The organism is Protofrankia sp. CiP1_Cm_nod3, assembly GCF_982290655.1.
Genome location: NZ_CEVIVD010000043.1, coordinates 1,509 through 12,860, shown reverse-complemented (window position 1 = coordinate 12,860; position 11,352 = coordinate 1,509). Strand labels below are relative to the sequence as shown.

Here is an 11,352-nt window from a genome sequence, read left to right as displayed (position 1 = left end):
GAAACAACAGTACCCACGGGCCGCCGGCGCCCACCGCCCGGCCGAGGTTAACGCACAGCCTACCGGAATGAACGCGCAGCTGGCCGAGATGAATTCACGGCGAACGTCCGAGGGTCGGGCGGTACGGAACACGCCGGGCCTGACACGGAACGCATACGTTCGTCGCACGACATATCGGCCTGACCGTGCATGTGGGGATGAGGCGGACGTGGGCTGGCTGAGCACTGAGAGCATCGTGGCCGTACTCACCGCGGTGCTCGGCATCATGGCCTCCTTCGCCGTGGTCTGGTACGAGCGCCGGGTGCCTCGCCGCAGACGCATCGGCTACCGCGTGCAGATGGACACTCCCATCGGCAGCGACAACCGCGGTGGGCAGAGCCAGGCGGACATGCGGCTCGGCCTGTTCAACGACCTCCCCGACATGTCGGATGCCACCCTCGTCCTCCTGCGCGTCGAGAACGACGGCGCGGAGGGCATCACCGACACCGACTACACCAGCAACGGCCTCACCGTCGTCTTCGCCGAGCGAACTGTCAGGGGCGTCGCCGTCACCCAGTCCGGCGCCGAGCACCTGATGGACCACTTCGCCCCGCCGGGGGCCATGCGGCACAGCGGCAGCACGATCTCCCTGCCCCGCGTCCCGCTCAACCGCGGCCAGCACTACAAGCTGCTCGTGCTGCTCACCGGCGGCCAGGTCGGCAGCGGTGTCCGGGTCACCGGCGGGATCCGGGACGGCAATGTGAAGCTCAACCGCAGCACAACAGTCGACGACACCCCGCCCCTGTTCAGCAGACCCGCTCGTTGGATCACCATTCTGCTCACCATCTGCGTCATGGCACTGGCGGTCATCGTCGTCCGCCGGGACGTGCCGGCGCCCATCGGCTGCGCCACCGGAAAACTCACTGTCATCGGTTCGACGGCCTTCGCGCCGGTCGTACGGGAAATCGCCGAGAAATACGAGTCGGACTGCCCGGGCACGAGAGTCACGGTGAACCCGCACGGCAGCAACGAGGGTATCCAGGAGCTGGCGGAGGCCGCGGCCGAGACCACCGGCGGGCCGCCAGCGGTGATCTCCGTCTATGACGGTTCCAAGCCGGCCGGCTATCCGCAGATGACGGGGGAGCGCGTCGCGGTCTCCGCGTTCGCGCTGGTGGTGAACGACCGCGTGTCGACCGTGGATCTCACGGTCGACCAGATACGGAGGATCTACCGGGGTGACGTCCTCAACTGGAGCCAGGTCGGCGGCCCCGACCTGCCCGTCCTGTTGGTGAGCCGGGATGCCAACTCAGGTACCCGTGACCTGTTCCGGCGGCGCATTCTCGACGGGCTCGGAGAGCCGGCACTGACCTCGCTGGACTGTGAGCACAAGAACTCCCCGCAGGACAGGGTCGTCCGTTGTGAACTCGACAGCACCGAACGGGTGCTGCGGACCGTGGCGAAACTCCCCGGCGCCATCGGCTACAGCGAGCTGCAGGCCGCCGTCGCGTCCAGCGGCCTGCATGCTCTGCGTATCAACGGCCAGATGCCGTCGATCGAGACCATCGGTGGCGACGCCTACCCTTTCACGGAGATCGAGTACGCCTATACCTATGGCCAGCCGCCCGCGGGCTCCCTCACCGCCAGTTTCCTGAACTATCTGGCCAGGGGCGGTGGCCAGGACGTGATGAAGGCCCATGGGCATCTGCCGTGCTACAGCCCGGAGGGCTTCATACGCTGCCAGCGGTGACCGGCCCTTACCGGAAGCGGCTGGGCCACGGGGGCCGCCCGGGTGCGGCCACCGCGTGGGCGTGCGGTTACCGCGTGGGCGCGAAGACGGTGGCCAGGGCGGCCAGGGCGTCGGGCACGGCCCGGTAGTAGGCCCAGACGCCGCGTTTGTCCCGGGTGATCAGCCCGGCGTCCACCAGGACCTTCAGATGGTGGCTGACGGTGGGCTGGCTCAGGCCGAGGGGCTCGGTGAGCTCGCAGACGCAGGCCTCACCGTTCTCGTGAGCGAAGATCATCGACAGGAGCCGTAGCCGGGCGGGCACGGCGATCGCCCGGAGGACCGTGACAAGCCGGTCCGCCTCGGTGGCGGACAGCGGCGCCCTGGTCAGCGGGGTGCAGCAGGCCGTGGTGACGCCGGCGGCACCGGCGAGGCCGGGTGCGTCGGAATCCGCGCGCGCGTCGGGGCCCGTGGGCGTGGCGCGCGCACGGAGCGGGGTGGGCAGGGGTGCGGTCACCATGCCCTTCAGCATGCCCCGCCTATTGACAGCCGTCTATGCGTGGGGTCATCGTCACGTCTGGCAGGAAGACATTGATGCTGATCGATGCGATGAGGGGCTGATCGTGATGGCCAGGGTGCAACTGGCGCTGAACGTCTCCGACGTGGACGCAGCGGTCGACTTCTACACGAAGCTGTTCGGGGCCGGCCCGGCGAAGCGCCGGCCGGGGTACGCGAACTTCGCGGTCGACGTGCCGCCGCTGAAGCTGGTGCTGATCGAGAACCCGCGGGCCCGGGGCGCCGGGGTGGCCGGCGCGCTCAACCATCTCGGCGTCGAGGTCGCCACCTCCGAAGAGGTGGCCGCGGCAGCCGCGCGGCTGGCCGCGGCCGGGCTGGACACGGCGACCGAGAAGAACAGCACCTGCTGCTACGCGGTGCAGGACAAGGTCTGGGCCGACGACCCCGACGGCGCCCCGTGGGAGATCTACACGGTGCTCGCCGACGCCGACGCCGACGCCGGACCGCTGCCGGGGACGGCGCAACCGGGCAGCGAGCCGGGCTCGGGATGCGGCTGCGGGCCGGTCGGGGAGCGCGGCGCGCCGACGTCCGCCGGCACGGCCACGCCGGTATCTCAGATGGCGGGGGAGCCGGCGAGCCCCGCACACGCCGCGAGGAGGGATACCGGTATGACGGATGCCGGTACGGCCGTACCGGTCGTCGCCACCGGCCCCATGGGCTCCTGATGGTACGGGAGCGGCCGGGCCCACCGCCGCTGGCGCGCCGGCTGGTCGCCGAGGCGGTCGGCAGCATGCTGCTGGCCGCCCTGGTGATCGGTTCAGGGATCGCCGCGACGCAGCTCAGCCCGGGACAGACCGGGCTGCAGCTGGTGGAGAACGCCGCGGCGACCGCCGCCGGCCTGTTCGCGATCATCCTGATGGTCGGGCCGGTCTCCGGAGGGCATTTCAACCCGGTGGTCTCGGGGGTGGACGCCGCGTTCGGCGGGCTGCCGTGGCGGGACGCCGCGGCCTACGTCCCCGCCCAGGTCACCGGCTGCGTGGCGGGGCGGTGCTGGCGAACCTGATGTTCGAAGAGCCGGCGGTGTCGATCTCGACGCATCACCGGGCGTCCGGCGCGCACCTGCTCGCCGAGGTCGTCGCGACCGCCGGCCTCGTTCTGCTGATCTTCGCGCTGGCGCGCTCCGGCCGGGCTGAACGGGCCCCGGCGGCGGTCGGCGCCTACATCGGCGCGGCCTACTGGTTCACCAGCTCGACCAGCTTCGCGAACCCGGCGATCAGCATCGGGCGGATGCTCTCCGACACCTTCGCCGGGATAGCCCCGGCATCCGTCCCGGCATTCGTCGGCATGCAGGTGATCGGCGGCACGGTCGGCTACGCGCTGACACGCCTGCTCTATCCGCCGCCCCCGCCTGTTCCCGGCCAGGGCCCGCGGGTTCTGCCGCCTCGCGACCGGATCACCACCGCGTCCAACGGCGCCGCGTCGGACGGCCCGACGTCGGACGGCCCGACGTCCGATGGCCCGACGTCCGATGGCGCGGCGGCTGGGCCGGCCCTTGGCGTCCCACTGTGAAGACGCGAAGAAAGGGGAAGCGACGTATGTCCGGGAAGCCCTCGGTGCTGTTCGTCTGTGTCCACAACGCCGGGCGGTCCCAGATGGCCGCCGGCTGGCTGACCCGGCTGGCCGGCGGCGCCGTCGAGGTGCGCTCGGCAGGGTCGCTGCCGGCCGAGCGGGTCAACCCCGTCGCGGTGGCGGCCATGGCCGAGATGGGGATCGACCTTGGCGCCCAGACGCCCAAAGTCCTCACGCCGGAGGCGGTGGAAGCCTCCGACGTGGTGGTCACCATGGGTTGTGGGGACGCCTGCCCGGTCTTCCCGGGGAAACGGTACGAGGACTGGAAACTCGACGACCCCGCAGGTCAGGGCATCGACGCCGTCCGTCTGATCCGGGATGAGATCCGGGCCCGTGTCGAGAAACTTCTCCGGGACCTCCTGCCTCCCGGCTCCTGACGATCATTTCCGGTGCCCGCCCCACCGCCCGGCGGCGGCGCCCCGGGACGTACCAGCGCCACGGGAAAGCCGCCGGAACGCATGCCGAAGGAGACGCTCTGGCGGCCCGCCCGGTGCCCAGCCGGATGGGCCGTGTTTTGCTTCTTTCACTTCCGCGTAATGCGCTGGACCAGCATGATTGTCTGGTGGCTGTCGACCGGGGGTTACCGCTCGACCGGGTCGGCGAGCTGGCGGAACGGGCGCGTGCGGTGCTGGAGGGCCCGGCGCTGGGGGACGCCGGTGAGTCGTCGGAGCTGGAGCGGGCGCTCGCGACGGCCGGCGCCGAGATCCGTGCTGTGCTGTGTGCCCGTCCCGCACCCGACGCCCGGACGGCGGGCGAGCTGTGCCTGAGCCTGGTCGAGCTCAGACGGTTGCGGGGAGAGCTGCGCGAGCGCGCGGTGTCGGTGCGGTTCGCGGCGGTGGCACGGATCCATCGCGGGCTGGCCAGGCTGCGGGATTGTGGGACCGTTGCCGAGCTGCTGCCCGCGGCGGCGGCCGAGCTCGGGGCGTGCTGTGACTTCGACCGTGCGGTGATCTCGCGGCGCCGGGGGTCGACGTGGCGCGCCGAAGCGGTGTGGCTGGCCCCGGGGCTGGATCCGGACGTGTCGCGGGCGACGGAGACGTACCTGCGCGGGACGTGGATTCCGCTGGGTCCCGGCGTCCTGGAGACGGAGCTGATCCGCAGGCGCACCGCCGAGGTGATCGCGGCCGATGACCCGCGGACCAACAAGGAGCTGATGGCCGTGTCGGACAGCGTGGGATACGTGGCCTCGCCGGTGATGCCGGCCGGCCGGGTGATCGGTTTCCTGCAGGCCGACTGCTACGGGTCGCGGCGCGAGCTGACAACACTGGATCGTGACAATCTGTGGACGTTCGCCCAGGGCTTTGGCCTGCTGTTCGAGCGCACGGTGCTGCTGGAGCGGCTCGCCCGGCAGCGGGCCCAGGCCCAGGATGCCTTCGAGCTGGCCGAACGGCAGTTGCGGCAGCTCGCCGAGGACGAGATCCTGCTCGCCCGCAGTGACCGGGAGCTCGGCGCCGTCGCCTCCCGCGCCGCCGAGTTCTTCCGGCCCACGGCCGCCGCCGACGACCCGGTGGCGGGCCTGCTGACATGACGGCTCCATCCATGAGCGGCGTGAGCGGGCGGGCCACGGACCTGTTCGAGCGTGCCGCACGGCTGCTGGGCGTCACGCCGGAGCTCGGCCGCGCGGGCGCGGCGGACATGGCGGGCGCGGCGGACGCGCTGAGTGCGGCGGACGCGCTGAGTGCGGCGTGCACCGAACGCCTGCTGTCGGGTACGCCGGACGCCGAGTCGACCGCGGCGCTGGCCCGGCTGGTCTGCGATCTGCAGGACCTGGCCGTCGAGCAGGCCGAAACGCGGATGGCGTCGCGAGCGCGACGCATCGCCCGCTGCGAGCGGGGGCTCAGCCTGCTGCGTACGGTGATCAGCTCGAAGGCGCTGGAGGACCGGGTATGCGAGGAGACCGCGGCGAACTGCGGCTTCGCGCGGGTGCTGCTCGCACGCGTCGAGGACGGCGTCTGGCGGCCGTGGAAGGCCAACAGAGTGATACGGGACGAGCCGTGGTTCGCCGAATGGGCCCAGCGCGAGATCCCGTTGGACGACTTCGTCCTGGAAACGGAGCTGCTGAGCGAACGTCGGCCAGGCCTGGTGACGGACACCGCGGATCCGCGGGTACATCCGATCATCCGGGCAGGCGAGGCGACGTCGTATGTGGTGGCACCGATCACTCCCGCGGGGCGTGTCGTCGGTTTCCTGCACGCCGACCACGGCAGTGGCGGGCAGGCCTGCGACGAGACTGATCGTGATGTGCTGTGGGCTTTCAGTGAGGGATTCGGTCATCTCCACGAGCGCTCGGTGCTCGTGGAGCGCCTGCGTCTCCAGCGCGACCGGGTGCGCCAGACGCTGGCCGTCGTCGGCACCGCGCTGGAGGAGCTCACCGAGGCCGAGATCGAGCTTGTCACGGCTCCCGACGACGACACCCCCGTCGCCCGGACGGCGTCATCGGTGTTCCGCGGCGAAGGCGGTCTCGACGAGCTGACGGCCCGTGAGCGCGAGGTGCTCGCGCTCATCGCGGGCGGCGCCAGCAACCAGGAGATCGCCGAACAGCTCGTCATCACCGTCGGCACGGTCAAGACCCACGTCAAGCACATCCTCGCCAAGCTCGGCGCCGTCAACCGCTCCCAGGCGGTCGCGGCCTACCACGGCATCGCCCAGGACTGAGCGCCTCCGCGTCCACCGCCGGCGTCGGGGGCCTACCGGGACGCAGCGGCGTGGGTGTCACACGGCGCTGGTCCGGGCTGTTCGTCCTCGGCGAGCACGAGGCCGAGCAGGCCCGGGAAACGGGCGTCGAACTCGGCGCGGCGGAGCCGGCTGAGCCGGCGCGGCCCCTGGTCGACCTGCTCGAGCAGCCCCGTGGCCCGCAGCACGGCGAAGTGGTGGCTGGCGGTCGCCTTCGACACCGGCAGATCGAACGTGCCGCAGGCCCGGGTGAACTCCGGCTCGCCCGCCAACGTCCGCAGGATCAGCCGGCGGACCGGGTCCGCGAGAGCTTCCAGGGCGTCCTGGAGAGGCACGTCCTTCGGATCGGTGTGACGCAGAGTGCGGGTGCGCCGCGCCTGACCGGCCATCGTCTCCTCGAGTCCGTCTTCCCGAATCCCCTGTGTTCGACAGGTATCGTACACTGACGTCCATTCGACCGCTGTCGAACACATGAGGGAGATCGTCATGGCGATATCGCTGGGCCGGGTGGGCATCTGGTCCCCGTCGCACATCTGGGAGGACGACGCCGCCCACGAGGCCGCGGCGGAGCTCGACGCCGCGGGCTACGGAGCCCTGTGGCTCGGCACCGCCACACCCGGCCTGAGCCTGCCCGAGAAACTGCTCGCCGCCACGAACCGGCTGGTCGTGGCCACCGGGATCGTCAACGTGTGGACGGTCGACGCGGCGGAGCTGGCCGCCGGCTTCCACCGGCTGGCAACGGCCCACCCGGACCGCTTCCTGCTCGGGCTGGGCGTCAGCCACGCGCCGATCGTGGAGCGGCTGGGACGCTCCTACACCCGGCCGCTGGAGTATCTCGCCGGCTACCTCGACGCGCTCGACAACGCCGCCAAGCCGGTGCCCGTCGACCAGCGGGTGCTCGCGGCGCTGCGCCCGAAGGCACTCGCCCTGGCGGGGCAGCGGTCGGCCGGCGCCCATCCCTACCTGGTCACCCCCGAGCACACCCGGATCGCCCGCGAGACGCTCGGCGCCGGCCCGCTGCTCGCCCCGGAGCAGAAAGTCGTCCTGGAGACCGACCCGTCCACCGCCAGAGCTCTCGCCCGGGCCAGCGTCGGTTACTACCTGCGGCTGCCGAACTATGTGCGCAGCCTGCTGGCCCTCGGTTTCACCGAGGACGACGTCGCGGGCGGCGGCAGCGACCGGCTCGTCGACGCCCTCGTCGCCTGGGGCACCCCCGAGCGGATCGCGAAGCGCGTCGCCGAACATCACGACGCCGGCGCGGACCACGTGGCCGTGCAGGTCCTCGCACCGGATATCGACCTGGCCACCCGCGGCGGCCGCCCGCCCAGGCAGGCCTGGCAGGCCCTCGCCGCCGCGCTCCTGTGAAGAAGCCCTGCGGCCACGGCGGCTGAAGCCGACGCGGCGCCGGCCGGGAGAACCCCTGGAAGAGCGCGCTGGCTGCCGGGGCCCGGCTCGGTGCCGGCCGGTGATGAGCCACGTTCCGGGAGGCGGTGCTGTGGCGGTCGACCGGCGGGCCGGCGGTGATGCATGCCCAGCTTGAGCATCTGATTGCCCTGTCCGCTTGCCCTGTCCGCCTGGCCGAACATCACGATCCAGATCATGCCGTTCGCGCTCGGCGCTCACGTGGCCGAATGCGGAGTGTTCACCATCCTCCGCTTCCCGGGACCGGAGCGACCCGCGACGGACCAGACCGACGTGGTGTACCTCGAGCAGCCCATCGGAGCCCTTTTCCTCGACAAGCCCCACGAGGTCGACCGGTACCCGCAGGTCATGTCCCGCCTGGCAATAGCCGGCGCACCTGCGCGCACCACCGTGGACACGCTCACCCGGATCGTCCACGAGACATAGCCGTCGACCGGCCATCGTCCACGCCATCCCGCGGCACCGCTGTGACCAGCACCTCTGCCGACATCTGACCCGGTAACACGGTTGAAGACACGGCCCATGACCCAACGCCTTTATCCCGGCCTTCCCGCCCGGACGGACAGAGGCCCTGTCGGGCGACCGTCGACGTGCTGGTCACGCCCTCCAGCAGGACAACGTTGTTGACCCTGCCAGGGGAATAATCTACAGTAGGTCCAAATTCTGCGACAATGGCGATATAGGGGAGATCGCCGGATAGTCCTTCTGGTGTGCTCCGTCCCTTCGCGGCGGCCATCGGCTCGCCGGGCACATCACGCCCATCGCCATCCGGTGACATGACCCATGAATGTATGGCAGGCCGGACAGGATGGATTTGTCACGCTATCACCCCTGTGTGAAATAAGGCGCGACATCATCTCGCGTTGACAACTGCAAAAGGAGCATGTCTTGCACCGGAAATTGCAAAAGGAGTGTCATTTACGATCAAGGATGGGCCGCGTCGTCGCGGTCGTCACAGTGATCGTTGCCACGACCATCGTCATCGGCAGCGGCCCGGCGGCCGCGGCCACATATCCGGTGAACTGGGACGCGTTATCGGCCTACGCGTCCGGTCAGCTGAACGCCTCACCGCCCCCGGGTGCGAACGACTGGTCGTGCAGGCCGAGCGCGGCACATCCCGAACCTGTCATCCTCGTGCACGGCATCACCGAAAACCAGAACGCCAACTGGCAGGCGCTCGCGCCGATACTCGCCAATAACGGGTACTGCGTCTACACCATAACCTACGGAAGGCTCTGGTATACCGCCAACGCCGGTGGCATCGGCTACACCGGGAACTCGGCGGGCGAACTGAACGCCTTCGTCAACCAGGTGGTGTCCAGCACCGGAGCCGGCAAGGTAAAACTGGTCGGATACTCCGAAGGCGGATTTATCTCCCGGCTGTACATGAAGAACTATGGCACAACACACGTGTCGGCCTTCGTCGGGATCTCACCGGTATCCATGGCCCCGCCCACCATCAGCGGGCTGCTGACCGTCCTCAACCTGGTGCCCGGTTGGCAGACGATCGAACTACTGGGCTGCCCGGCCTGTTATGAACTGTCCACCTGGCCCGCGTTCAACGCACTGAACTCGCCGCAGGCCGCGTTCCCGAGCGTCACCTACACCAACATCATCACCACTCGCGACGAGGTGGCCACACCACCGGAAGCGGTGAGCTATCTGCCGGCGGGCCCCAACGTCACCAACCAGGCCGTGCAGACCTTCTGCCCCAACGACCCCGTCGGGCATGTCGGGATGCCTTACGACGTGACCACTGTCCAGCTGGTACTCAACGCCCTCGACCCCCAGCACGGCCAGCCCGTTCCGTGCGGGTCCGGGCTCCCGCTGTAGCGCTGGGCAATGAATGGGCGGCGCCGGGCCAGCACTTGCTTGGCCCGGTGCCGCCCGTCGTGGACTGGACGGCGGGAATCATTACAACAGCCACCGGCCACACCGGTCACTGCGCCAATATGCACCGTTCCGCACAGGCGCCGGCCCACTGCCCGAACCCGGCGTGCCGGTCCTCCGATATGATCGGCCCGGTGGGCTCGTCCACGAATACCGGCAGAATGACAGTTTGCTGTCATCTTCTCGACTCTCGGTCATCATCGCTGATGATCCCGGAGTAGAAACAGGTGTTCGGTCGGTGCTGGCGGGCGTGGTGGGGGACGCGGCGATAAACCGTACGGTCCATTTCACAGCAGGCGCCCCCGCCACGAAGGGAACCCGTGTGCCAATCCTGGTCACCGACCTCGACGGAACCCTGCTGGGCGGAGCCGCAACCGACCGACGGCGCCTGCGCGACACGCTGAACCGTCACCCCGAGGTAGTGGTCGTCTTCGCCACCGGGCGCGGTCTGCCCGCCATCCGCGAGGCGCTGGACGACCCGCTGGTGCCCAGGCCCCGCTGGATCATCGCCGACGTCGGCGCGACCGTGCTCGACGGTGTCGACCACATGCCGCTCCAACCGCTGCAGAACGAACTGCGAGCCGGCTGGCCCGGAACCGGGCGCATACGCGCCGCGCTGCGCGGCTTCCCCGCGCTGATCTACCAGGACAGTGTGCCGCAGGAGGGCCGCTGCTCGTTCTTCCTCCATCCCGGAGATCTCACGCCGGCCATCACCGATGCGGTGGAGGCGCTCGGCTGCTCCTGGAGCTACTCGGCGGACCGCTACTTCGACGTCCTGCCCAGGGGCGCGTCCAAGGGCAACGCCCTGGCCGCTCTCGCCCGCTCGCAGGGCTGGCCGACCGCCTCGATCCTGGTCGCCGGGGACAGCCTCAACGATCTGTCCATGTTCCGGATCGGTGCGCATGGCGTGGCCGTCGGCAATTCCGAGCCCACACTGATCGCCGCGCTGGACGGCCAGGAGGGCGTCCACCGGCCCCAGCAGCCCGGCGCCGCGGGCGTGTTACAGGCGCTGCTGGAGCTGGGCTGGGTCGAGGCCGGGTCCGGACAGCACAGCGTGGGCAGCAGGAGCTGAGGTCGGCGGAGCACTGCTGGACGACAGAGATAGGACGACAGAGATAGACGGTCTCCGCTACCGTCCGACAGAAGCAGCGTAGATCGCCCGTTGTGCTGATGAGTAACGCAGAAGCCCTGGTCAGGGACTACAGGGGGTCGACGGTCAGGAATCTCAAGGAGTTGCGTCCACGGTCGGGCCGTGATGTCGCGATACGGGTGATCTTTGTTTTCGATCCTGGTCGCAGGCGGTACTGCTGGTCGCCGGCAACAAGGCTGGTGACTGGTCGCGGTGGTACAGGACGGCGATCCCCGCGGCCGAGGTCGCGTATGGCGGATGGCTGGCCGTGGAGAGGAAGCGGCGGGAGGGCTCATGACCGAGTTCCATGACTGGGACGACATCCGCGCCGAACCGCACGACGGCGACGGTGAGGCGCTGGCCGCTGAGCGGGCGCGCACCGAGGCATGGG

The 11,352-nt window shown here is 70.0% G+C and carries 11 protein-coding genes and 1 pseudogene; 10 read left to right on the top strand and 2 right to left on the bottom strand.

Annotated features, from left to right (window positions below; all coding sequences use genetic code 11):
• Positions 1 to 208 precede the first annotated feature (208 nt).
• Complete coding sequence (locus tag AC5LUJ_RS10855) at positions 209 to 1,726, top strand: substrate-binding domain-containing protein (RefSeq protein WP_250289797.1); 1,518 nt, start codon at positions 209 to 211, stop codon at positions 1,724 to 1,726.
• A 67-nt stretch (positions 1,727 to 1,793) separates the two neighbouring features.
• Here the strand turns inward: AC5LUJ_RS10855 and AC5LUJ_RS10850 are convergent, their stop codons facing one another.
• Positions 1,794 to 2,234, bottom strand: coding sequence for an ArsR/SmtB family transcription factor (locus AC5LUJ_RS10850; RefSeq protein ID WP_250289803.1), 441 nt, complete (start codon positions 2,232 to 2,234; stop codon positions 1,794 to 1,796).
• 94 nt (positions 2,235 to 2,328) lie between these two features.
• Here AC5LUJ_RS10850 and AC5LUJ_RS10845 point away from each other — a divergent pair, with 94 nt between their 5' ends.
• The 5 genes and pseudogenes from AC5LUJ_RS10845 to AC5LUJ_RS10825 all read left to right on the top strand — a co-directional run bounded on the left by AC5LUJ_RS10845 (position 2,329) and on the right by AC5LUJ_RS10825 (position 6,502).
• Positions 2,329 to 2,943, top strand: coding sequence for an ArsI/CadI family heavy metal resistance metalloenzyme (locus tag AC5LUJ_RS10845; protein WP_250289805.1), 615 nt, complete (start codon positions 2,329 to 2,331; stop codon positions 2,941 to 2,943).
• Positions 2,943 to 3,787, top strand: a pseudogene (locus AC5LUJ_RS10840) (aquaporin). The gene AC5LUJ_RS10845 and the pseudogene AC5LUJ_RS10840 overlap by 1 nt, the downstream one beginning before the upstream one ends.
• A gap of 26 nt (positions 3,788 to 3,813) precedes the next feature.
• Positions 3,814 to 4,224, top strand: coding sequence for an arsenate reductase ArsC (locus AC5LUJ_RS10835; RefSeq protein WP_250285556.1), 411 nt, complete (start codon positions 3,814 to 3,816; stop codon positions 4,222 to 4,224).
• Between the two features lie 185 nt (positions 4,225 to 4,409).
• Positions 4,410 to 5,375 (top strand): hypothetical protein, encoded by a 966-nt coding sequence (locus AC5LUJ_RS10830; protein ID WP_493464869.1) that lies wholly within the window; start codon positions 4,410 to 4,412, stop codon positions 5,373 to 5,375.
• Between the two features lie 11 nt (positions 5,376 to 5,386).
• Entirely contained in the window at positions 5,387 to 6,502 is a 1,116-nt protein-coding gene (locus AC5LUJ_RS10825; protein ID WP_445548215.1) for a helix-turn-helix transcriptional regulator, read from the top strand.
• Between the two features lie 32 nt (positions 6,503 to 6,534).
• On the opposite strand, the gene AC5LUJ_RS10820 is transcribed toward AC5LUJ_RS10825, so the two are convergent.
• A complete protein-coding gene (locus AC5LUJ_RS10820; protein ID WP_250285558.1) occupies positions 6,535 to 6,909 on the bottom strand; it encodes an ArsR/SmtB family transcription factor in 375 nt (124 codons plus the stop codon).
• A gap of 97 nt (positions 6,910 to 7,006) precedes the next feature.
• Here AC5LUJ_RS10820 and AC5LUJ_RS10815 point away from each other — a divergent pair, with 97 nt between their 5' ends.
• From AC5LUJ_RS10815 to AC5LUJ_RS10800, 4 genes are all read left to right on the top strand, one after another.
• Positions 7,007 to 7,885, top strand: coding sequence for an LLM class F420-dependent oxidoreductase (locus tag AC5LUJ_RS10815; protein ID WP_250285559.1), 879 nt, complete (start codon positions 7,007 to 7,009; stop codon positions 7,883 to 7,885).
• 183 nt (positions 7,886 to 8,068) lie between these two features.
• Entirely contained in the window at positions 8,069 to 8,368 is a 300-nt protein-coding gene (locus tag AC5LUJ_RS10810; protein WP_493464868.1) for a Scr1 family TA system antitoxin-like transcriptional regulator, read from the top strand.
• A 504-nt stretch (positions 8,369 to 8,872) separates the two neighbouring features.
• Positions 8,873 to 9,775, top strand: a complete 903-nt coding sequence (locus AC5LUJ_RS10805) for an esterase/lipase family protein (RefSeq protein WP_250285560.1) — start codon at positions 8,873 to 8,875, stop codon at positions 9,773 to 9,775.
• A gap of 379 nt (positions 9,776 to 10,154) precedes the next feature.
• Entirely contained in the window at positions 10,155 to 10,904 is a 750-nt protein-coding gene (locus AC5LUJ_RS10800; protein WP_250285561.1) for an HAD-IIB family hydrolase, read from the top strand.
• Positions 10,905 to 11,352: the final 448 nt, after the last annotated feature.

Bases quoted from the DNA above. Each gene is read 5' to 3' on its own strand.
- AC5LUJ_RS10850 (WP_250289803.1), bottom strand. From the start codon at position 2,234: ATGCTGAAGGGCATGGTGACCGCACCCCTGCCCACCCCGCTCCGTGCG.
- AC5LUJ_RS10845 (WP_250289805.1), top strand. From the start codon at position 2,329: ATGGCCAGGGTGCAACTGGCGCTGAACGTCTCCGACGTGGACGCAGCG.
- AC5LUJ_RS10835 (WP_250285556.1), top strand. From the start codon at position 3,814: ATGTCCGGGAAGCCCTCGGTGCTGTTCGTCTGTGTCCACAACGCCGGG.
- AC5LUJ_RS10825 (WP_445548215.1), top strand. From the start codon at position 5,387: ATGAGCGGCGTGAGCGGGCGGGCCACGGACCTGTTCGAGCGTGCCGCA.
- AC5LUJ_RS10820 (WP_250285558.1), bottom strand. From the start codon at position 6,909: ATGGCCGGTCAGGCGCGGCGCACCCGCACTCTGCGTCACACCGATCCG.
- AC5LUJ_RS10815 (WP_250285559.1), top strand. From the start codon at position 7,007: ATGGCGATATCGCTGGGCCGGGTGGGCATCTGGTCCCCGTCGCACATC.
- AC5LUJ_RS10805 (WP_250285560.1), top strand. From the start codon at position 8,873: ATGGGCCGCGTCGTCGCGGTCGTCACAGTGATCGTTGCCACGACCATC.